Here is a 23,138-nt window from a genome sequence, read left to right as displayed (position 1 = left end):
TTAGGGTTTCTTAAAAACCCAAGCAGTATTGAACTGAAGAGTTTGATCATGGCTCAGATTGAACGCTGGCGGCAGGCCTAACACATGCAAGTCGAGCGGATGACGGGAGCTTGCTCCTTGATTCAGCGGCGGACGGGTGAGTAATGCCTAGGAATCTGCCTGGTAGTGGGGGACAACGTTTCGAAAGGAACGCTAATACCGCATACGTCCTACGGGAGAAAGCAGGGGACCTTCGGGCCTTGCGCTATCAGATGAGCCTAGGTCGGATTAGCTAGTTGGTGGGGTAATGGCTCACCAAGGCGACGATCCGTAACTGGTCTGAGAGGATGATCAGTCACACTGGAACTGAGACACGGTCCAGACTCCTACGGGAGGCAGCAGTGGGGAATATTGGACAATGGGCGAAAGCCTGATCCAGCCATGCCGCGTGTGTGAAGAAGGTCTTCGGATTGTAAAGCACTTTAAGTTGGGAGGAAGGGCAGTAAGCTAATACCTTGCTGTTTTGACGTTACCGACAGAATAAGCACCGGCTAACTCTGTGCCAGCAGCCGCGGTAATACAGAGGGTGCAAGCGTTAATCGGAATTACTGGGCGTAAAGCGCGCGTAGGTGGTTCGTTAAGTTGGATGTGAAAGCCCCGGGCTCAACCTGGGAACTGCATCCAAAACTGGCGAGCTAGAGTACGGTAGAGGGTGGTGGAATTTCCTGTGTAGCGGTGAAATGCGTAGATATAGGAAGGAACACCAGTGGCGAAGGCGACCACCTGGACTGATACTGACACTGAGGTGCGAAAGCGTGGGGAGCAAACAGGATTAGATACCCTGGTAGTCCACGCCGTAAACGATGTCAACTAGCCGTTGGAATCCTTGAGATTTTAGTGGCGCAGCTAACGCATTAAGTTGACCGCCTGGGGAGTACGGCCGCAAGGTTAAAACTCAAATGAATTGACGGGGGCCCGCACAAGCGGTGGAGCATGTGGTTTAATTCGAAGCAACGCGAAGAACCTTACCAGGCCTTGACATGCAGAGAACTTTCCAGAGATGGATTGGTGCCTTCGGGAACTCTGACACAGGTGCTGCATGGCTGTCGTCAGCTCGTGTCGTGAGATGTTGGGTTAAGTCCCGTAACGAGCGCAACCCTTGTCCTTAGTTACCAGCACGTTATGGTGGGCACTCTAAGGAGACTGCCGGTGACAAACCGGAGGAAGGTGGGGATGACGTCAAGTCATCATGGCCCTTACGGCCTGGGCTACACACGTGCTACAATGGTCGGTACAGAGGGTTGCCAAGCCGCGAGGTGGAGCTAATCTCACAAAACCGATCGTAGTCCGGATCGCAGTCTGCAACTCGACTGCGTGAAGTCGGAATCGCTAGTAATCGCGAATCAGAATGTCGCGGTGAATACGTTCCCGGGCCTTGTACACACCGCCCGTCACACCATGGGAGTGGGTTGCACCAGAAGTAGCTAGTCTAACCTTCGGGAGGACGGTTACCACGGTGTGATTCATGACTGGGGTGAAGTCGTAACAAGGTAGCCGTAGGGGAACCTGCGGCTGGATCACCTCCTTAATCGACGACATCAGCCTGCTGATGAGCTCCCACACGAATTGCTTGATTCATTGTAAAAGACGATGCTGTAACGCGACCCTGTTATAGGTCTGTAGCTCAGTTGGTTAGAGCGCACCCCTGATAAGGGTGAGGTCGGCAGTTCAAATCTGCCCAGACCTACCATTACATGGTTTAGCCGTAGAATACGGGGCCATAGCTCAGCTGGGAGAGCGCCTGCCTTGCACGCAGGAGGTCAGCGGTTCGATCCCGCTTGGCTCCACCACTTTCGTAGTACGCAGTTACTTGCCAGAACTTAGAAATGAACATTTAGTTCGAATGTTGATTTCTGACTTTTGTCAGATCGTTCTTTAAAAATTCGGATATGTGATAGATATAGACTGATGACCAGTTTCACTGCTGGTTAATCAGGCTAAGGTAAAATTTGTGAGTTCTGCGCGAAAGCGCAACATGCGAATTTTCGGCGAATGTCGTCTTCACAGTATAACCAGATTGCTTGGGGTTATATGGTCAAGTGAAGAAGCGCATACGGTGGATGCCTTGGCAGTCAGAGGCGATGAAAGACGTGGTAGCCTGCGATAAGCTTTGGGGAGTCGGCAAACAGACTGTGATCCAGAGATCTCTGAATGGGGGAACCCACTCAGCACAAGCTGAGTATCTTGTACTGAATACATAGGTGCAAGAGGCGAACCAGGGGAACTGAAACATCTAAGTACCCTGAGGAAAAGAAATCAACCGAGATTCCCTTAGTAGTGGCGAGCGAACGGGGACCAGCCCTTAAGTTGATTTGAGATTAGTGGAACGCTCTGGAAAGTGCGGCCATAGTGGGTGATAGCCCCGTACACGAAAATCTCTTGTCAATGAAATCGAGTAGGACGGAGCACGAGAAACTTTGTCTGAATATGGGGGGACCATCCTCCAAGGCTAAATACTACTGACTGACCGATAGTGAACCAGTACCGTGAGGGAAAGGCGAAAAGAACCCCGGAGAGGGGAGTGAAATAGAACCTGAAACCGTATGCGTACAAGCAGTGGGAGCCTACTTTGTTAGGTGACTGCGTACCTTTTGTATAATGGGTCAGCGACTTATATTCAGTGGCGAGCTTAACCGAATAGGGGAGGCGTAGCGAAAGCGAGTCTTAATAGGGCGTTTAGTCGCTGGGTATAGACCCGAAACCGGGCGATCTATCCATGGGCAGGTTGAAGGTTAGGTAACACTGACTGGAGGACCGAACCGACTACCGTTGAAAAGTTAGCGGATGACCTGTGGATCGGAGTGAAAGGCTAATCAAGCTCGGAGATAGCTGGTTCTCCTCGAAAGCTATTTAGGTAGCGCCTCATGTATCACTCCAGGGGTAGAGCACTGTTTCGGCTAGGGGGTCATCCCGACTTACCAAACCGATGCAAACTCCGAATACCTGGAAGTGCCGAGCATGGGAGACACACGGCGGGTGCTAACGTCCGTCGTGAAAAGGGAAACAACCCAGACCGTCAGCTAAGGTCCCAAAGTCATGGTTAAGTGGGAAACGATGTGGGAAGGCTTAGACAGCTAGGAGGTTGGCTTAGAAGCAGCCACCCTTTAAAGAAAGCGTAATAGCTCACTAGTCGAGTCGGCCTGCGCGGAAGATGTAACGGGGCTCAAACCATGCACCGAAGCTACGGGTGTCATCTTTGATGACGCGGTAGAGGAGCGTTCTGTAAGCCTGTGAAGGTGAGTTGAGAAGCTTGCTGGAGGTATCAGAAGTGCGAATGCTGACATGAGTAACGACAATGCGAGTGAAAAACTCGCACGCCGAAAGACCAAGGTTTCCTGCGCAACGTTAATCGACGCAGGGTTAGTCGGTCCCTAAGGCGAGGCTGAAAAGCGTAGTCGATGGAAAACAGGTTAATATTCCTGTACTTCCAGTTATTGCGATGGAGGGACGGAGAAGGTTAGGCCAGCCTGGCGTTGGTTGTCCAGGTTTAAGGTGGTAGGCTGGAATCTTAGGCAAATCCGGGATTTCAAGGCCGAGAGCTGATGACGAGTTGCCTCTAGGCGACGAAGTGGTTGATACCATGCTTCCAAGAAAAGCTCCTAAGCTTCAGATAACTGGGAACCGTACCCCAAACCGACACAGGTGGTTAGGTAGAGAATACCAAGGCGCTTGAGAGAACTCGGGTAGAAGGAACTAGGCAAAATGGCACCGTAACTTCGGGAGAAGGTGCGCCGGCGAGAGTGAAGGACTTGCTCCGTAAGCCCATGCCGGTCGAAGATACCAGGCCGCTGCGACTGTTTATTAAAAACACAGCACTCTGCAAACACGAAAGTGGACGTATAGGGTGTGACGCCTGCCCGGTGCCGGAAGGTTAATTGATGGGGTTAGCGCAAGCGAAGCTCTTGATCGAAGCCCCGGTAAACGGCGGCCGTAACTATAACGGTCCTAAGGTAGCGAAATTCCTTGTCGGGTAAGTTCCGACCTGCACGAATGGCGTAACGATGGCGGCGCTGTCTCCACCCGAGACTCAGTGAAATTGAAATCGCTGTGAAGATGCAGTGTATCCGCGGCTAGACGGAAAGACCCCGTGAACCTTTACTATAGCTTTGCACTGGACTTTGAATTTGCTTGTGTAGGATAGGTGGGAGGCTTTGAAGTGGGGACGCCAGTTCTCATGGAGCCATCCTTGAAATACCACCCTGGCAACTTTGAGGTTCTAACTCAGGTCCGTTATCCGGATCGAGGACAGTGTATGGTGGGTAGTTTGACTGGGGCGGTCTCCTCCCAAAGAGTAACGGAGGAGTACGAAGGTGCGCTCAGACCGGTCGGAAATCGGTCGTAGAGTATAAAGGCAAAAGCGCGCTTGACTGCGAGACAAACACGTCGAGCAGGTACGAAAGTAGGTCTTAGTGATCCGGTGGTTCTGTATGGAAGGGCCATCGCTCAACGGATAAAAGGTACTCCGGGGATAACAGGCTGATACCGCCCAAGAGTTCATATCGACGGCGGTGTTTGGCACCTCGATGTCGGCTCATCACATCCTGGGGCTGAAGCCGGTCCCAAGGGTATGGCTGTTCGCCATTTAAAGTGGTACGCGAGCTGGGTTTAGAACGTCGTGAGACAGTTCGGTCCCTATCTGCCGTGGACGTTTGAGATTTGAGAGGGGCTGCTCCTAGTACGAGAGGACCGGAGTGGACGAACCTCTGGTGTTCCGGTTGTCACGCCAGTGGCATTGCCGGGTAGCTATGTTCGGAAGAGATAACCGCTGAAAGCATCTAAGCGGGAAACTTGCCTCAAGATGAGATCTCACTGGGATCTTGAATCCCCTAAAGGGCCGTCGAAGACTACGACGTTGATAGGTTGGGTGTGTAAGCGCTGTGAGGCGTTGAGCTAACCAATACTAATTGCCCGTGAGGCTTGACCATATAACACCCAAGCAATTTGCGCACGAAAGCCAAATTGTGGTGGTGAAGACGAAAGAACCGAAAGTTCGCAACTTCACAAGATCACATATCCGAATTAGCCAAGAGTGTTCAAAAGACATTCTGGCAACAGAATTTCTTGACGACCATAGAGCATTGGAACCACCTGATCCCATCCCGAACTCAGCAGTGAAACGATGCATCGCCGATGGTAGTGTGGGGTTTCCCCATGTGAGAGTAGGTCATCGTCAAGATTCATTTCGCAAAACCCCTATCTGCACATGCAGGTAGGGGTTTTGTCTTTGTGGCGCAAAAATCTCCTGCCCTACGCAATCCCCTGTGTGGGAGCGGGCAAGCCCGCGAAGCAGGCGACGCGGTGCATGGCACCGGCTGCGCCGGTGTTCGCGGCCACGGCCGCTCCCACAGGGGCCGTGTGAACACGTGAGGAGCTTGGTGTCATTCGGTCCTTTCATATCCGCGTGATATCGTTCCCCCTTAGCCACCAGCGCCTGCCAGAGACCTCCCGATGCCCAACACCACCCATCTTCACCCCGGCTTCATGATCGTCCACGGCAACCGCCTTGACGACCTGCGCAGCCTGGTGGTGAGCTGGATGCGTCGCTACCCCTTGGCGCCGCTGGAAAACGAAATCGCCTTGGTGCAAAGCAATGGTATCGCCCAATGGCTCAAGCTGGCCCTTGCCGAAGACCCTCAGGAAGATGACCAAGGCGGCTGCGGCATCGCCGCCGCCATCGACGTGCAACTGCCGGGCAGCTTCATGTGGCAGCTGTACCGCAGTGTGCTGGGCCGTGACGAAATTCCTGAAGTCTCCCTGCTCGACAAGGCACCGCTGACCTGGCGCCTGATGCGCCTGCTTCCGGCTTTGATCGAACGTCCGCATTTCGAGCCGCTGCGGCGCTTCCTTACCGAGGACAGCGACCTGCGCAAGCGCTACCAGCTCGCCGAGCGCCTGGCCGACCTGTTCGACCAGTATCAGGTCTACCGCGCCGACTGGCTCAAGGATTGGGCGGCTGGTGAGCACGTCCTCAATACCGCCCGCGGCGAGCGCAAGGCGCTGCCCCCGGGCAACCGCTGGCAGGCCGAGCTATGGCGGGCATTGCTGGAAGATGTTGGTGAACAGGGCATGGCGCAGAGCCGCGCCGGCGTACATCAGCGCTTCATCGAACGAATCGACAGCCTGGAGCAGGCTCCTGCCGGGCTGCCTGCCCGGGTGATCGTATTCGGCATCTCCTCGTTGCCAGCCCAGGCCCTTGAGGCACTGGCCGGCCTGGCACGCTTCAGCCAGGTGCTGCTGTGCGTGCACAACCCCTGTCGTCACCACTGGGCCGATATCGTGGCCGACAAGGACCTGCTGCGCCACCAATACAAGCGCCAGCAACGCAAGCAGGGCATGCCCTTGCAGCTGGACGAGCAGTCGCTGCACCAGCATGCCCATCCCTTGCTGGCCGCCTGGGGCAAGCAAGGCCGCGACTACATCAACCTGCTCGACAGTTACGACGACCCTGGGAGTTACCAGGGCGTGTTCAGCGACGGCCGCATCGACCTGTTCAGTGACGGCTCGCCCACCACGCTGCTCAACCAACTGCAGGACGATATCCTCGAACTGCGCCCGCTCGCCGAAACCCGCGAGCAGTGGCATCCCGTCGACCCGGCGACGGACCGCTCGATCCGCTTCCACATTGCCCACAGCCCGCAACGCGAAGTGGAGATCCTCCACGACCAGCTGCTGGCCCGGTTCAGCGCCGACCCTACCCTGCGCCCACGTGACGTGATCGTCATGCTGCCGGCCATCGACACTTACGCGCCGCATATCCGCGCCGTATTCGGCCAGTTGCAGCGCAACGATCCGCGCTACATCCCGTTCACCCTCACCGACCAGGGTCAGCGTGGCCGCGAACCCTTGCTGATTGCCCTCGAACACCTGTTAAAGCTGCCGGACAGCCGCTTCGCAGTCAGCGAAGTGCTCGACCTGCTGGACGTACCGGCAGTCCGCGCCCGTTTCGGCATCCGCGAAAACGACCTGCCCACGCTACACCGCTGGATAGAGGGGGCCGGAATTCGTTGGGGCCTCAATGCCGAGCAGCGCGCCAGTCTGGGCTTGCCAGCAGGGCTTGAGCAGAACAGCTGGCGGTTCGGCCTGCGGCGGATGCTGCTGGGTTACGCCGTAGGCGTGGGTGAGGCCTGTGATGGCATCGAACCCTACGATGAAATCGGTGGCCTGGACGCGGCGCTGATCGGCCCGCTGGTCGCCTTGCTCGACGCCCTCGAAGTGGCCAGCCAGGCCCTGTCCGAGCCTGCCACTGTCAGCCAGTGGGGCGAGCGCCTGCATGCCTTGCTGCACGTGTTTTTCCTGGCTGAAGGCGAGCGCGACGAGTTCCTGCTGATGCAGTTGCAGGATCTGCGGGACGGCTGGCTGGAAGTGTGCGAGGCCGTCGGCCTGCAAGACCCATTGCCGCTGACCGTAGTACGCGAAGCCTGGCTGTCGGGCCTCGACCAGGGCAAATTGTCCCAGCGCTTCCTCGCCGGCTCGGTGAACTTCTGTACCCTCATGCCGATGCGCGCCATCCCGTTCCGGGTGGTCTGCCTGCTGGGCATGAATGATGGCGATTACCCCCGCGCTCAGCAGCCGCTGGACTTCGACCTGATGGCCAGCGACTACCGCCCCGGTGACCGCTCACGCCGTGAGGACGACCGTTACTTGCTGCTCGAAGCGCTGCTGTCTGCACGCGACCAGCTGTATGTCAGCTGGGTCGGGCGCAGCATCCGCGACAACAGCGAACGCCCGGCCTCGGTACTGATCGGCCAGTTACGCGATCACCTGGCGGCCGGCTGGAAGTTGGCCGGCGCGGGGCAGGGGCTGCCAGAAGAATCGGGCGAGCAATTGCTGCACGCACTGACCCAGGAGCACCCGCTGCAACCGTTCAGCCCACGCTACTTCCAGAAGGGCAGCCCGCTGTTCAGCTTTGCCCACGAGTGGCAGGTGCTGCACCAGCAAGGTCAGGAAGACGAGCAGGGCGACCCCGGCCTGGCGCCTTACCATGAAGGTGAGGCCTTGAGCCTGACCCAGCTGAGTGACTTCCTGCGCCATCCAGTGCGGCACTTCTTCAGCCAGCGTCTGAAGGTGTACTTCGAAGCGCTGGAAGCACCGACCCCGGACGAAGAACCCTTCGTCCTCGATACCCTTCAACGCTACGGCGCCAGTGAAAGCCTGCTCGGTGCAGCGCTGGCCGAGCCGGACAATGCCGAGCAGGCCCTGCAGGCCCAGGCTCGGCGCTTGCAGGCCTGTGGCGTGCTGCCTCTGGCCGGCTTCGGCGAGCTGCTGCAGCGCGAGCTGATCGAACCCCTGCCGGACCTGCTGCAACGCCACCGCCAGTTATTGCAACGCTGGCCGCGCTTGGTTGAGGGGTCATTGCCGGTGCATTTCGAGCACGGCCCGCACCGCCTTGAAGGCTGGCTGGGCCGGGTGTTCCAGGCGGATGACCAGAGCCTGCTCAGCATCACCACTGTTCCCAACACCATCAGTGCCGGGCGTAATGCCCTCAAGTGGCACCGCCTGATCGCGCCTTGGGTCACGCACCTGGCGGCCTGCGCAGCGGGCTACCCCTACAACAGCGCGCTGGTGGCCAGCGACCTGACCCTGCTGCTTGCGCCACTGCCGCAAGCCCAGGCGGCGCAACTGCTGGGCGACCTGCTGGTGGCCCGCCAGGCGGCAATGAATGCACCGTTGCCGGTCGCGGCCAAGACCGCGTTCGCCTGGCTGGCCCAGGACGATAGCGACAAAGCCCTGGCTGCTGCAGCCAGCGCCTACGAAGGTGATGAACGCACCAGCTTCGGCGAGCGCAGTGAAAGCATCGCCCTGGCCCGGCAGTTCCGCGACTTTGCCGCGCTCACCGCTGATGAAACCTTCGAAGGCTGGTGCGAAGCCTTGTACCGCCCATTGTTCAACGCCCCGTGGCAAACCCTGGGCAACCCGGAGAAAGGCGCATGACCCAGGACCGTCCACTGGCACTGAGTTTCCCCCTGCATGGCAGCCAGCTGATCGAGGCCAGCGCCGGCACGGGCAAGACCTTCACCATTTCGGCACTGTACTTGCGCCTGATCCTCGGTCACGGTGGCGAGCAGGGCTTTGGCCGCGAGCTGCTGCCACCGCAGATCCTCGTGGTGACCTTCACCGACGCGGCCACCAAAGAACTGCGCGAACGTATCCGCGCTCGCCTGGCCGAAGCTGCACGGTTCTTCCGTGGCGAGCTGACGGCGGCCGATCCGCTGCTGCATCAACTGCGTGACGACTACCCGGAAGAAGTCTGGCCACGCTGTGCCGGCCGCCTGGAAATTGCCGTGCAGTGGATGGACGAGGCTGCGGTGTCGACCATTCACGGCTGGTGCCAGCGCATGCTGCGCGAACATGCCTTCGACAGCGGCAGCCTGTTCACCCAGACCCTGGAAACCGACCACAGCGAGCTGCTGGGTCAGGTCATGCGCGACTACTGGCGGCGCTTCTGCTATGGCATGCAAGGCGACGCGCTGGCCTGGGTGCGTAGCCACTGGGGCAGCCCCGATGCCTTGCTGCCGCGGATACGCCCGCTGTTCGGTCGCGTGCGCACCCAGCAGGACGGGCCAGAGCCTGCCGCACTGATCCAGGCATCGCTGCAGCAGCGTGGCGAGCAGTTGGCCCGGCTCAAGGCGCCCTGGGCGCAGTGGGCCGAAGAACTGCGGCAGATCTGCCGTGATGCGCTGGCCGCCAAACAGGTTGACGGCCGCAAGATGCAGGCTCGGTACTTCGAACCCTGGTTCGACAAGCTCTGCGCCTGGGCCGCAGACGACCAACTGGCGGAACTCGACCTGGGGACTGGCTTCACCCGCCTGACCCCGGCGGGTATGGCCGAAGCCTGGAAGGGCGAACCACCCGAGCATCCGGCCCTCGACGCCATGCAAAGCTTGCAGCAACAGTTGCAGGCGCTGGACAGCCCGGATGCTCCGTTGCTCGAGCATGCCGCCAACTGGGTATCGGCACGCTTCGAAGTGGAAAAACGCCGGCGCGCGGAAATGGGCTTCGACGACATGCTCCTGCGCTTGCAGCACGCCTTGGCCAGCGAGGCCGGCGAGCGCCTGGCCAGCCTGATCCGCGAACAGTTCCCGGTGGCGTTGATCGACGAGTTCCAGGACACCGACCCGGTGCAGTACGGCATCTTCGAGCGCATCTACCAGATCAGCGAAAACCGCGCCGAAACCGGCCTGTTCATGATCGGCGACCCCAAGCAGGCGATCTATGCCTTCCGTGGCGCCGACATCTACACCTACCTCGCCGCCCGCCGTGCCACGAGTGGTCGCCTGCACAGCCTGGACACCAACTATCGCTCCAGCAAGGCCATGGTCGCGGCGGTCAACCAGGTATTCCTGCACGCCGAGGCACGTGAAGCAGGGCGTGGCGCATTCCTGTTCCGCGAGGCCGATGACAACCCGCTGCCGTTCATCGAGGTCCGCGCCAAAGGCCGTGGCGAGCAGCTGTTGATCGACGGTGAAGCCTGCGCAGCCCTGCAATGCTGGCATCTGCAAAGCGAAACGCCGGTCTCCGGCAGCGTTTACCGCCAGCAACTGGCAGCCAGTTGCGCCAGCCATATCGTCGCCTTGCTCAATGGCGGCCAGCAGGGCACGGCTGGTTTCCAGAATGCCGAAGGTGAACTGCGCCCGTGCCTGCCGTCCGATATCGCCATCCTGGTGCGCGATGGCCATGAAGCGCAGATGGTCCGGGCCGAGCTGGCCGCGCGCGAAGTGCGTAGCGTATACCTGTCCGACAAGGACTCGGTATTCGCCGCCCAGGAAGCACACGACCTGCTGGCCTGGCTCAAGGCCTGCGCCGAGCCCGATTCGGAGCGCCTGCTCAAGGCCGCCCTGGCCAGCCTCACCCTCGATCTGTCGCTGGCTGCGCTGGACCGCCTGAACCAGGACGAGCGGGTCTGGGAAGACTGGGTCATGCGTTTTCGCCGTTACCGCGACACCTGGCAACGCCAGGGCGTGCTGCCGATGCTGCGGCACTTGCTGCATGACTTCCAGTTGCCGCGAACGCTGATTCGCCGCAGCGATGGCGAGCGGGTGCTGACCAACTTGCTGCACCTGGCCGAACTGCTGCAGCAGGCCGCCGGCGAACTGGACGGCGAACAGGCGCTGATCCGCCACCTGGCCGAGCACCTGGCCAGTTCAGGCCAGGCTGGGGAGGAGCAGATTCTGCGCCTGGAGAGTGATGAGCAACTGGTAAAAGTGGTGACCATCCACAAGTCCAAGGGCCTGGAATACCCCTTGGTCTACCTGCCGTTCATCTGCACCAGCAAACCGGTGGATGGCAGCCGCCTGCCGCTGGCCTGGCATGATAGCGAGGGCAACGGCCACCTTACCCTCACCCCGGACCAGGAGCAGATCGAGCGCGCCGACGACGAGCGCCTGGCCGAAGACCTGCGCCTGCTCTACGTAGCCCTGACCCGCGCTCAGCATGCCTGCTGGCTGGGTGTAGCCGACCTCAAGCGGGGCAACCAGAAGAGCTCGCAACTGCACCGCTCGGCGTTCGGCTACCTGCTGGGAGGCGGTCTCGCCCTGGCGAGCTCGCAACAACTGACGGACTGGTTGCAGGCCTTGGCTGCAACGTGCCCGCACATCAGCTGCCCGGGCCTGCCGCAGGCGGATGACCAGACGTACCGAATGCCACATGCCGAACGCGAGCTGCTGCCTGCCCGCAAGCCGCGCCGTGCGGCGGGGGCCGAGCATTGGTGGATCGCCTCGTACAGTGCCCTGCGCGTCGGCGACCAGACCCTCGGTGCCGACAGCTCCCAGGCCCAGCAGTTACTGGACGATGAAGTGGTCGATAGCCAGGTGCTGCGTGAGGTGCCGGCCGACAGTGGCGATATCCATCGCTTCCCGCGCGGGCCCAACCCCGGCACCTTCCTGCATGGTTTGCTGGAATGGGTTGGCCGCGAGGGCTTCAGCCAGGTTAGCGAAAATGCACGGCTGATCGAGCGAACCGTTGGCCAGCGCTGTAACCGTCGTGACTGGACCGGCTGGATTCCCACCCTGACCCACTGGCTGCAGCGCCTGCTGGGCGAAGCGCTGCCATTGCCGGGCAACAACCTCAGCGTGACGCTCGGGCAGTTGCGCCACTACCAGATCGAAATGGAGTTCTGGTTCGCCAGCCACCAGGTCGATGCCGAACAACTCGACCACCTGGTAGCGCGCCACACCCACCCCGGCCTCGCACGCCCGGCGGCGCAGCCAACCGTGCTCAACGGCATGTTCAAAGGTTTCATCGACCTGGCCTTCGAGCTGGACGGGCGTTACTACGTGACCGACTACAAGTCCAACTGGCTGGGCCCGGATATCCAGGCCTACGATACCCAGGCCATGGAAAAGGCCATCCTCGAACATCGCTACGACCTGCAGTACGTGCTGTACCTGCTGGCCCTGCACCGCCAGTTGCGCGCCCGCCTGCCTGACTACGACTATGACCGCCATGTCGGCGGCGCCTTGTTCATCTTCTTGCGAGGCGCCAGCAGCAGCGGCCACGGCGTTTACCACGCCAAGCCGCCGCGTGAGCTGATCGAAAGCCTTGATGCGCTGTTCCGTGGCGAGCATCCGCCGGTACAGCAGGACCTGTTTGCCGGAGCCGTGATATGAGCCGAAGCCTCGTCGACCTGTTGCCCACCCCGTTGCACGCCGAGCACCTGCTCGCGCTGGCGCCACAGCATGACAGCGGCGACCTGCTGCAACTGCTTGATCGCTGGGTGGAACGGGGCTGGCTGCGTGCCCTGGACCGTGCATTCGTATCGTTCCTGGAAGAGCGAGCCCCCGGTAGCGATCCTCTGCTGTTGCTGGCCGCCGCCCTTGCCAGCCACCAACTGGGGCATGGCCATGTCTGCCTCGATCTGCAGCAGACCCTGGCCGAGCCCGATTTTGCCCTGTCGTTGCCGCCCGAAGGCGACGCCTTGACCGGCCCCTTGCTGCTGCCCTCGCAGTTGCTCGCCGACCTCGACCTGCACGCCTGGCGCCAGCGCATTGCTGCCAGCCCGCTGGTCGCCGCCGGTGATACCCCGGGCCAGCAAGCGCGGCCCCTGGTGCTCAGCGGAGAGCGCCTGTACTTGCGCCGTTACTGGAGTTACGAGCGGCGCGTCGACCATACACTTCGCCAGCGCCTGACCCAGTCCGAAGCACCCCCGGCCGACTTGCGTGGCCGCCTGGCGCAGCTGTTCGACGGTGGCACGCCGGCTGGCCAGGTGGACTGGCAAAAGCTTGCCTGCGCCCTTGCCACCCGCGCAGGCTTCAGCATCATCACCGGCGGCCCCGGCACGGGCAAGACAACTACCGTGGTACGCCTTTTGGCCTTGCTGCAGGCGCCGGCGGTGGAGCAGGGCAGGCCATTGCGCATTCGCCTGGCCGCGCCGACCGGCAAGGCGGCCGCGCGCCTGACTGAATCCATTGGCCAGCAGGTCGAGCGCCTGCAGGTCAGCGCCGAGGTGCGCGGGCAGATCCCCACCGAGGTCAGCACCGTGCACCGCCTGCTCGGCAGCCGCCCTGGTTCGCGGCACTTCCGTCACCATGCCGGCAACCCGCTGCCGTTGGACGTGCTGGTGGTCGATGAGGCATCGATGATCGACCTGGAAATGATGGCCAACCTGCTGGATGCCCTGCCACCACGGGGCACGCCTGGTGCTGCTGGGTGACAAGGACCAGCTGGCCTCGGTCGAGGCCGGCGCGGTACTGGGTGACCTGTGCCGGGATGCCGAGGAGGGCTGTTACTCGCCAGCGACCGCGGCATGGCTGGAGCAGACCGGTGGCGAGTCGCTGGCAGGCAGTGGCCTCAAGGCCGGCGATGAGCAGCGCAACCCGCTGGCCCAGCAGGTAGTGATGTTGCGCTTCTCGCGGCGTTTCGGCGAAGGCAGCGGTATTGGCCAACTGGCCCGGCTGGTCAACCGCCAGGACTCCCATGCGGCGCGCAACCTGCTGGCCGCGCCGCCGCCCGACGTGCACAGCCTGGCCCTGAAGCACGAACAGGACCGCGCCTTCGACCGCTTGTTGCTCGACGGCCTCAACCGCGGCAGCGATGGCCCACAGGGTTACCGCAGCTATCTGCGCACCCTTGGCCGCTTCCGCCCGGCACTCGATACCGCCGTTGACGACCCAGCGTGGGAGCAATGGGCGGCCAAGGTGCTGCACAGTTTCGAGGACTTCCAGCTGCTGTGTGCGGTACGCCGCGGTGCCTGGGGTGTCGAAGGCCTCAACGAGCGGGTGGCGCGGGTGCTGCACAATGCCGGGCTGATCGACAGCCAGCAGCCTTGGTACGAGGGGCGTCCGGTGCTGGTGACCCGCAACGACTACGGCCTGGGCCTGATGAACGGTGACATCGGCATCGCCCTGCGCCTGCCGGATGAGCGCGGCGCCGCCCTGCTGCGCGTGGCCTTCCCGCGTAACGACGGCAGTGGCGGCGTGCGCTTCGTGCTGCCCAGCCGGCTGAACGAAGTGGAAACGGTATTCGCCATGACCGTGCACAAGTCCCAGGGCTCGGAGTTCAGCCACACTGCGCTGGTGCTGCCGGATGCGCTCAACCCGGTGCTGACCAAGGAGCTGGTATACACCGGCATCACCCGCGCCAAGCACTGCTTCAGCCTGGTCGAGCCCCGCCAGGGTATTTTCGAAGAAGCGGTCGCGCGCAAGGTACGGCGTATTTCCGGGTTGATGCTGGAGCAGGTCTGACCCTGTAGTGAGCCAATAGGAGATACCCTGTGGGAGCGAGCCTGCCCGCGAACACGGGCGCAGCCCGTGCCAGCCACCGTGGTGCCTGCTTCGCGGGCACGCCCGCTCCCACAAGGATCGCATTGGATCAGCGGCTTTCATACAAGCATGCGGCCATGTGCTATCGTTGCGCCGATATCGGAAAGGGCCTCAAGAGATTCCCCACATGAACGTGGCCGCAAGGCGGATGACGAGCTGTGCGCTTTCGCTATTGCTGGCCGTCCTGTTTCTTGCCTCAGGCTCGGCCCAGGCAGACCCAGGCATGACTGCTGCCCAGGCGCAACAACGGGCCAAGGCCGTCACCCAGGTGGTGCTGGGCATTTTCAGCTACGCACGCTGGCCCGTCGAACCTTTGCCCTTGCGCCTGTGCCTGGTCGGCCCGACCGAATACGCCGATGACCTGATCAAAGGGCATGTGCAGGAGTCCGGCCGAGCGCTGCAGGTGCGTCGGCTGCTGGCAGGCGATAGCCAGGTCGCCCAGGCCTGCGACGCCATCTACATCGGCAAACTCGACCAGGGCCAGCGCGACCGGCTGTTCGAGCGCGTCAGTGGCCACCCGGTGCTGAGCATCAGCGAGGCAGACGACCCGTGCACGGTAGGCAGCCTGTTCTGCTTGCGGGTCAGCGACCAGCAGGTAGCCTTTGAAGTCAACCTCGACTCGGTGGCACGCTCTGGTGTGCGCATCCACCCCAGCGTGCTGCAATTGTCGCGGCGCCGGGCAGGTCAGCCATGAAGCCGAGCGGCAAGCGTGGCATGCGCCCGACCCTGCGTTCGGTGCTGGGCCGTGGCCACCTCAGCGTCGCCTTGCTCGCCGTGGGCCTGGCAGGTGTTTCCCTGACCCTGCTGGGCGTGCTCGCCCTGCGTGTTTACGCCAACCACAACCTGCAGCTGATCGCCCGCTCGATCAGCTACACCGTGGAGGCGGCGGTGGTGTTTGATGACAGCGCTGCGGCCAATGAGTCGCTAGCGCTGATCGCCAGTGCCGAGGAAGTGGCCGAAGCCAGGGTCTTCAACCACGAAGGCGAGCAACTGGCGCATTGGCAGCGCAGCGATACCGGCGTGCTCGGGCGGCTCGAGGCGCAGGTTGCCACCGCCTTGCTGGATGAGCCGGTCAACCTGCCGATCACGCACCAGCAACAGCAGGTCGGGCGCATCGAACTGGTCGGCCAGGGGCGAAGCCTGTTGCTGTTCCTGCTCAGTGGGCTGGCCGGCATTCTGTTCTGCACGGTGCTCAGCGCATTGGCTGCCCAATACCTGTCGCGGCGTTTGCTCAGCGATATCGTTCGCCCGCTGCGGGGCCTCGCCAATGTCGCCCATGCCGCCCGCCGCGAGCGCAGTTTCGACCGGCGCGTGCCGGAAGCGCCGATTGCCGAACTCAACGAACTGGGCAATGACTTCAATGCCCTGTTGGATGAGCTGGAGGTCTGGCACAGCCACCTGCAGAACGAAAACCAGACCCTGGCCCACCAGGCCAGCCACGACAGCCTGACTGGCCTGCCCAACCGTGCCTTCTTCGAGGGGCGCCTGAGCCGCAGCGTGCGCAATGCCGAACGGCAGCAGGAGCACCTGGCGCTGCTGTTCCTCGACAGCGACCACTTCAAGCAGATCAACGACACCCTCGGCCATGCGGCGGGCGATGAAGTGCTGATCAGCGTCGCCGACCGCGTGCGTGCCCAATTGCGCGAGCACGACCTGGTGGCGCGCCTGGGCGGTGACGAGTTCGCCGTGCTGCTGACGCCTTTGCATTCGCGCCAGGACGCCGAGGACATTGCCGAGAAGATCGTTGCCAGCATGAAACTGCCGCTGCAGCTGGACAGTGGCCGCAGTATCGCTACCTCGTTGAGTGTCGGTATTGCCTATTACCCCGATGACGGCGCTGACCCCGCCAGCCTTCTGAATGCCGCCGATGCGGCGATGTACCAGGCCAAGCGCAAACGCCGTGGCCATTGGCAAGTGGCGCAGACGGAACGGTCCGCCAGCGAACTCAAGAACAGGAGTTGAACCCGTGATACAGGCTTTGCGTTTTCCTCTTTGGGCCTTGCTGCTCGCCGTGCTGGCGCTGACCGGCTGCCAGAGCGCTCCGCCCAAAGGCCTGAGTGCCGAACAGATTGCCGTGCTCAAGCGTGAAGGCTTTACCCCGACTGACGAAGGCTGGGCCTACGACTTGTCTGGCAAGGTGCTGTTCGGCAGCGATCTTGACAGCCTTAACAGCCAGAGCCAGGCGATTGTCGAGCGCATTGGCAAGGCGCTGCTTGGCGTTGGCATAGAGGGCGTGCGGGTGGACGGGCATGCCGACTCGTCGGGCAAGGCGGCGTATAACCAGCAGTTGTCCGAGCGCCGGGCGCAGAGCGTGGCCAAGGCGCTGGTCGAGGTGGGCATGCAGGCGCAGAACATCCAGTCCCGCGGCCTGGGCAGTAGCCAGCCGGTGGCGGACAACCGTACCAGCGCCGGGCGTACCGAGAACCGGCGCGTGTCCATCGTGGTGGCTTCCTACTGACCACGGCCTCCCGAACGGGCTTTCCCGCGAAGCAGACAACTCGGTGCCTGGCACCGGCTGCGCCGGTGATCGCCGGCAAGCCAGCTCCCACAGGTACGGCGCCTGTCTTGAATCCAGCACAGTACCTGTGGGAGCGGGCGACTCGGTGCCTGGCACCGGCTGCGCCGGTGTTCGCGGGCACGCCCGCTCCCACAGGTACTGTGCTGGATTCGAGATTACGCTGTACCTGTGGGAGCTGGCTTGCCTGCGATGGGCTGCGCAGCAGCCCCATCATTCCTGAGCAAAGCGCATCTCCCGCGTTTCACCCATCAACAACGGTGCATTCGCCTCCGTCACCCCGCGAATGTAATCCCACAGCAGGGTAATCCGCTTCAACTTCCTCAAATCCTCCCGGCAATACATCCAGAACTGCCGCGTCACCTCGATCTCTTGCGGCAACACCGTCACCAGCCGCGGGTCCTGCGCCGCCAGGAAGCACGGCAGGATCGCCAGCCCACGCCCCTGCAACGCTGCCGTGTACTGCGCAATCACGCTGGTACTGCGCAAATGCGCGCTGGCGCTGGGGATCAGGTTGGCCAGGTACAGCAGCTCCGAACTGAACGCCAGGTCGTCCACATAGCTGATGAACGGGTGCCTGGCCAGGTCCGCGATCTGGCGGATCGGTGCGTGGCTGTCCAGGTAGTCCTGGGTTGCGTACAGCCGCAAGCGGTAGTCACACAGCTTGCAGCACACATAAGGCCCATGCTCTGGCCGCTCAAGGGCAATGACGATGTCCGCCTCGCGCTTGGACAGGCTGATGAAGTGCGGCAGCGGCAGGATATCCACCGAGATTGCCGGGTAGGCATCGACAAAGTGGCTTAGCTGCGGGGTGACGAAGAAGCTGCCGAAGCCTTCGGTGCAGCCCATGCGCACATGCCCCGACAACGCCACGCCCGAGCCGGACACCTGCTCGCAAGCCATGTGCAGCGTGCTCTCGATCGACTCGGCATAGCCCAGCAGGCGCTGGCCCTCGGCGGTGAGTACAAAGCCGTTGGTCCGGGACTTCTCGAACAGCAAGGTGCCCAGTGCCCCCTCCAGCGAGCTGATGCGCCGCGACACGGTGGTGTAGTCCACACTCAGGCGCTTGGCGGCGCTGCTGGCCTTGCGGGTACGCGCCACTTCAAGGAAGAACTTCAGGTCGTCCCAGTTGAGTGCGCTCAGGGATGTGAGGTCTTTTTGCATGATGATCCGGTTTTTTTGTGCGTTCTTGTTGGATGTTTGCACATCTATACTCGAAACAAGCCTCTGGACGCTACCTCGCGTTTGCCCGGCAATGGCGATCTCGTCCCGACAATAATTCCAAGGAGAACGCAGATGAACGCACCGCAATCCCCTGCCCAGACCAAAATCGAACAGGTCAAGCTGCTGATCGACGGCCAATGGGTCGAATCCAGGACCACCGAATGGCGCGACATCGTCAACCCGGCCACCCAAGAGGTGCTGGCGCGCGTACCGTTCGCCACCGTCGAAGAAGTCGACGCGGCCGTGGCCGCTGCCCACCGCGCCTTCCAGACCTGGCGTAACACCCCGATCGGCGCGCGCATGCGCATCATGCTCAAGCTGCAGGCGTTGATCCGCGAGCACACCAAACGCATCGCCCAGGTGCTCAGTGCCGAGCAGGGCAAGACCCTGGCCGACGCCGAAGGCGATATCTTCCGCGGCCTGGAAGTGGTCGAGCATGCCGCCTCCATCGGCACTCTGCAGATGGGCGAATTCGCCGAGAACGTTGCCGGCGGCGTCGATACCTACACCCTGCGCCAGCCGATCGGCGTGTGCGCCGGCATCACCCCGTTCAACTTCCCCGCGATGATTCCGCTGTGGATGTTCCCCATGGCCATCGTCTGCGGTAACACCTTCGTACTCAAGCCGTCCGAGCAGGACCCGCTGTCGACCATGCTGCTGGTCGAGCTGGCACTGGAGGCCGGCATACCGGCTGGCGTGCTCAACGTGGTGCACGGCGGCAAGCAGGTGGTGGATGCCATTTGCACCCACCAGGATATCAAGGCGATTTCCTTCGTCGGTTCCACCGAAGTGGGCACCCACGTGTACAACCTGGGTAGCCAGCACGGCAAGCGCGTGCAGTCGATGATGGGCGCCAAGAACCATGCGGTGGTGCTGCCCGATGCCAACCGCACGCAAACCGTCAACGCCTTGGTCGGTGCCGCCTTCGGCGCAGCAGGCCAGCGCTGCATGGCGACCTCGGTGGCGGTGCTGGTCGGCAAGGCCCGCGAATGGCTGCCGGACATCAAGGAAGCGGCCAGCAAGCTCAAGGTCAGTGCCGGTTGCGAGCCAGGCACCGATGTCGGCCCGGTGGTTTCCAAGCGCGCCAAGGAGCGTGTGCTGGGGCTGATCGAAAGCGGTATCAAGGAAGGCGCCAAGCTGGAACTCGACGGCCGCGACGTCAGCGTGCCGGGCTACGAGCAAGGCAACTTCGTCGGCCCGACCCTGTTCTCGGGGGTGAAGACCGACATGCAGATCTACACCCAGGAAATTTTCGGCCCAGTGCTGGTGACCCTGGAAGTCGACACTCTCGACGAGGCCATCGCCCTGGTCAACGCCAACCCGTTCGGCAACGGCACCGGCCTGTTCACCCAGAGCGGCGCGGCAGCCCGCAAGTTCCAGAGCGAAATCGACGTGGGCCAGGTCGGCATCAATATCCCGATCCCGGTACCGGTACCGTTCTTCAGCTTCACCGGTTCGCGTGGCTCCAAGCTCGGCGACCTCGGCCCGTACGGCAAGCAAGTGGTGCAGTTCTACACTCAGACCAAGACCGTCACGGCCCGTTGGTTCGATGACGACAGCGTCAACGACGGTGTGAACACCACCATCAGCCTGCGCTAAGGAGACAGTCATGCGTATCGCATTCATCGGCCTCGGCAACATGGGCGCACCCATGGCTCGCAACCTGATCAAGGCCGGGCACCAACTTAACCTGTTCGACCTGAACAAGGCCGTGCTGGCCGAACTGGCAGAACTGGGCGGGCAGATCAGCCCTTCGCCAAAGGTCGCGGCGGCCGACAGTGAGCTGGTGATCACCATGCTGCCGGCGGCTGCCCATGTGCGCAGCGTGTATCTGAACGAGGACGGTGTGCTGGCCGGCATTCGCCCGGGCACGCCGACCGTGGATTGCAGCACCATCGACCCGCAGACTGCGCGTGATGTGTCCAAGGCCGCAGCGGCCAAGGGCGTGGACATGGGCGATGCGCCGGTGTCCGGTGGCACCGGCGGCGCGGCGGCAGGTACCCTGACCTTCATGGTCGGTGCCAGCGCCGAGCTGTTCGCCACCCTCAAGCCGGTATTGGAACAGATGGGCCGCAACATCGTGCACTGCGGTGAAGTCGGCACCGGTCAGATCGCCAAGATCTGCAACCAACCTGCTACTGGGCATCTCGATGATCGGCGTGTCCGAGGCCATGGCCCTGGGCGATGCGCTGGGCATCGACACCAAGGTGCTGGCCGGCATCATCAACAGTTCGACCGGGCGTTGCTGGAGCTCGGACACCTACAACCCATGGCCGGGCGTCATCGAGACTGCGCCGGCATCGCGTGGCTATACCGGTGGTTTTGGCGCCGAGTTAATGCTCAAGGACCTGGGGCTGGCCACCGAGGCTGCGCGCCAGGCGCATCAGCCGGTAATCCTGGGTGCCGTGGCCCAGCAGCTGTATCAGGCCATGAGCCTGCGTGGCGAGGGTGGCAAGGACTTCTCGGCCATCGTCGAGAGTTATCGCAAGAAGGATTGACGCAAGAGGTGGGCTTCATCGCGGGCCAGGTGGCTTTCCCTCTGTAACTGCGCACCAGAGGGAAGGGCGCCTGATCCGCGATTTTTTTTGTTCGCGATTCAGCAGGCAGCCTACGACCCTGTGGGAGCGGGCATGCCCGCGAACACCGGCAAAGCCGGTGCCATCCACCGTGTTGCCTGCTTCGCGGGCGCGCCCGCTCCCACAGAGAGGGGGTGTAAGCCTTGATCAGGCGAAAACGAAGTACTTGCGCACCGTCTCGACCACTTCCCAGGTGCCTTTCATCCCCGGCTCGATCACGAACACATCACCCGCTTTCAGGTGCTTCGGCTCTTCGCCTTCCGGGGTGATGATGCAGTAGCCATCGAGGAAGTGGCAGAACTCCCACTTCTCGTAGTTGACCTCGAACTTGCCCGGGGTGCAAATCCAGGTGCCCATGATCTTGCTGCCGTCGGCCGACAGGTAAGCGTTGAGGTTGACGGTGTGCGGATCGCCGCCGATGCGCTTCCACTTGGTGGCGTCCACGACCGGCGTCGGGCAGGTTTCGCGCAGGACGGTGATGAAATCGGACATGGCACAACTCCTGGTGACTGGCTGAATGACTCGTCACCATAGGGCCATTGGCCGAGCCGCAGTTGCCTGGGCTCGACGTCCAGCTGTCTGGTCGCGCTATGCCAGGCGGTTGACCTCGACGGTGATGTGCGCCAGTTCTTCGTGTACGCCCATGGCCTGGCGCACGCTGTCGGCGCTGAGCTCGGCCCGGGCGGCCAGGCCGAGAATGCAGGCGTACTGGTCCTTGCCCACGCGCCAAACGTGCAGGTCGGTAATGCTGGCCGGCACCGGCAGCTGCGCGACCACCTCGCGGATTTCCTCCACTACCGGCGCATCCATCTCCGCATCCAGCAGCACTCGCCCGGTATCGCGCAACAGCCCGCGGGCCCACAGCGCTACCAGCAGCGCACCGACCAGGCCCATGACCGGGTCGAGCCAGCCGGCGCCCCAGTATTTGCCAGCCAGCAGTGCGACAATCGCCAGCACCGAGGTGGCGGCATCGGCCATCACATGCAGATAGGCCGAGCGCAGGTTCAGGTCGTGGTGATGGTGGTCATGGCCATGGTGGTGATGATCATGATGGTGATGGTCGTCACGCAGCAGCCAGGCGCAGATCAGGTTGACGGCCAGGCCCACGGCGGCGATGAAGATCGCCTCGTCGTAGTGGATCGGCCCTGGTGCCAGCAGGCGCTCCACCGACTGGAAGGCCATCAGCCCGGCCACGCCCAGCAACAGCAGGGCGCTGGAGTAGCCGCCAAGAATCTCGATCTTCCAGGTGCCGAAGGCAAAACGCCTGTCGCCGGTATAACGCCGCGCGGCGGCGTAGGCCAGCAGCGACAGGCCCAGGGCCAGGGCATGTGAGCTCATATGCCAGCCGTCGGCCAGCAACGCCATGGAATTGAAGAACCAGCCACCGGTAATTTCCGCCACCATCATCACCGCGGTCAGCCACACCGCCAGGCGGGTCTTGCGCTCGGCGCCCAGGTTGCTGGTATGGAACTGGTGGCTGTGCTGCCAGCGGTCTGAGGTTTGTGTCGCCATGGTTTATCATGCTCCCGGAACGTCGAGAAATATACTATACCCCAGTATACCTAGAATGGTGTGAAACCCAATGGCACATACCCTGAAGAGCAAGAAGCAGCTGCTGACCCGGGTGCGCAAGATCAAAGGCCAGGCCGCCGCCCTGGAGACAGCGCTGGAGCAGGACAAGGACTGCCTGGCGATCCTGCAGCAAATTGCCGCCGTGCGCGGCGCGGTGAACGGGCTGATGGCCGAAGTGATGGAAGGGCATATCCGCGAACACCTGGTGGCGGACGGGCTGACTGCCGAGGAGCGGCAGGACGAGGCGGACAAGGTGGCGACGTTGCTGCGGTCGTACCTTAAGTAGCAGACCGGTGGTTCCGATACCCCAGGGGGGTATTGGTACCCGATGGGACTTGCTGATTTCCTACGTGTCAGAAGGCATGTTCTTGCTTTGCCATCCAGTCTGTCCGCTGGTCGCGACACGTGTGCATAGTGTGTAGTGCGCTTTGTTCTGGTCAATTCGGTGTGTATGAT

At 62.1% G+C, this 23,138-nt stretch carries 10 protein-coding genes, 2 tRNA genes, 3 rRNA genes and 2 pseudogenes; 14 read left to right on the top strand and 3 right to left on the bottom strand.

Annotation, left to right across the window (positions count from 1 at the left end; all coding sequences use genetic code 11):
- The first annotated feature begins 30 nt into the window (after window positions 1–30).
- The 11 genes and pseudogenes from QIY50_06680 (at window position 31) to QIY50_06630 (ending at window position 17,253) form a co-directional block, all read left to right on the top strand.
- Window positions 31–1,567, top strand: a 16S ribosomal RNA gene (locus tag QIY50_06680).
- 85 nt (window positions 1,568–1,652) lie between these two features.
- A tRNA-Ile gene (locus tag QIY50_06675) sits at window positions 1,653–1,729 on the top strand.
- A gap of 24 nt (window positions 1,730–1,753) precedes the next feature.
- Window positions 1,754–1,829, top strand: a tRNA-Ala gene (locus QIY50_06670).
- A gap of 243 nt (window positions 1,830–2,072) precedes the next feature.
- Window positions 2,073–4,964, top strand: a 23S ribosomal RNA gene (locus tag QIY50_06665).
- A gap of 135 nt (window positions 4,965–5,099) precedes the next feature.
- Window positions 5,100–5,215: ribosomal RNA gene (gene rrf / locus QIY50_06660) — 5S ribosomal RNA — on the top strand.
- Together the 16S, 23S and 5S rRNA genes with 2 tRNA genes alongside form the textbook arrangement of a ribosomal RNA operon.
- 272 nt (window positions 5,216–5,487) lie before the next feature.
- Window positions 5,488–8,970 carry an exodeoxyribonuclease V subunit gamma gene (recC, locus tag QIY50_06655; protein ID WGV21889.1) on the top strand — a complete coding sequence of 1,161 codons (3,483 nt, stop codon included), beginning with the start codon at window positions 5,488–5,490 and terminating at the stop codon, window positions 8,968–8,970.
- Complete coding sequence (recB, locus tag QIY50_06650) at window positions 8,967–12,644, top strand: exodeoxyribonuclease V subunit beta (GenBank protein WGV21888.1); 3,678 nt, start codon at window positions 8,967–8,969, stop codon at window positions 12,642–12,644. Before recC ends, recB begins: the two co-directional genes overlap by 4 nt.
- A pseudogene (gene recD / locus QIY50_06645) lies at window positions 12,641–14,717 on the top strand (exodeoxyribonuclease V subunit alpha). Before recB ends, recD begins: the two are co-directional and overlap by 4 nt.
- A gap of 205 nt (window positions 14,718–14,922) precedes the next feature.
- The gene (locus QIY50_06640) at window positions 14,923–15,489 is read left to right on the top strand and encodes a YfiR family protein (protein ID WGV21887.1); all 567 of its coding nucleotides are present in this window, start codon (window positions 14,923–14,925) and stop codon (window positions 15,487–15,489) included.
- Entirely contained in the window at window positions 15,486–16,757 is a 1,272-nt protein-coding gene (locus QIY50_06635) for a diguanylate cyclase (GenBank protein ID WGV21886.1), read from the top strand. The genes QIY50_06640 and QIY50_06635 overlap by 4 nt, the downstream gene beginning before the upstream one ends.
- A 4-nt stretch (window positions 16,758–16,761) precedes the next feature.
- Complete coding sequence (locus tag QIY50_06630; GenBank protein WGV21885.1) at window positions 16,762–17,253, top strand: OmpA family protein; 492 nt, start codon at window positions 16,762–16,764, stop codon at window positions 17,251–17,253.
- Window positions 17,254–17,523: 270 nt separating this feature from the next.
- Here QIY50_06630 and QIY50_06625 read toward each other — a convergent pair whose 3' ends face one another.
- On the bottom strand, window positions 17,524–18,474 hold the full coding sequence (locus tag QIY50_06625; GenBank protein ID WGV21884.1) for a LysR family transcriptional regulator: 951 nt from the start codon (window positions 18,472–18,474) through the stop codon (window positions 17,524–17,526).
- A 132-nt stretch (window positions 18,475–18,606) separates the two neighbouring features.
- Between QIY50_06625 and QIY50_06620 the strand changes: the two genes are divergently transcribed.
- Window positions 18,607–20,133: a CoA-acylating methylmalonate-semialdehyde dehydrogenase gene (locus QIY50_06620; GenBank protein WGV21883.1), complete on the top strand. Its 1,527-nt coding sequence runs from the start codon at window positions 18,607–18,609 to the stop codon at window positions 20,131–20,133.
- Window positions 20,134–20,143: 10 nt separating this feature from the next.
- Window positions 20,144–21,032: pseudogene (gene mmsB, locus QIY50_06615) on the top strand (3-hydroxyisobutyrate dehydrogenase).
- A gap of 225 nt (window positions 21,033–21,257) precedes the next feature.
- Here mmsB and QIY50_06610 read toward each other — a convergent pair.
- Together QIY50_06610 and dmeF are read right to left on the bottom strand one after the other, a co-directional pair.
- The gene (locus QIY50_06610) at window positions 21,258–21,602 is read right to left on the bottom strand and encodes a cupin domain-containing protein (GenBank protein WGV21882.1); all 345 of its coding nucleotides are present in this window, start codon (window positions 21,600–21,602) and stop codon (window positions 21,258–21,260) included.
- A 96-nt stretch (window positions 21,603–21,698) separates the two neighbouring features.
- Window positions 21,699–22,622, bottom strand: a complete 924-nt coding sequence (gene dmeF / locus QIY50_06605) for a CDF family Co(II)/Ni(II) efflux transporter DmeF (protein WGV21881.1) — start codon at window positions 22,620–22,622, stop codon at window positions 21,699–21,701.
- A 70-nt stretch (window positions 22,623–22,692) separates the two neighbouring features.
- On the opposite strand from dmeF, the gene QIY50_06600 reads away from it, so the two are divergent.
- Window positions 22,693–22,968, top strand: coding sequence for a metal/formaldehyde-sensitive transcriptional repressor (locus tag QIY50_06600; GenBank protein ID WGV21880.1), 276 nt, complete (start codon window positions 22,693–22,695; stop codon window positions 22,966–22,968).
- Window positions 22,969–23,138 lie beyond the last annotated feature (170 nt).

This window comes from Pseudomonas putida (genome assembly GCA_029953615.1).
Taxonomy (GTDB): Bacteria; Pseudomonadota; Gammaproteobacteria; order Pseudomonadales; family Pseudomonadaceae; genus Aquipseudomonas.
This window is presented reverse-complemented; position numbering and strand designations above follow the sequence as displayed.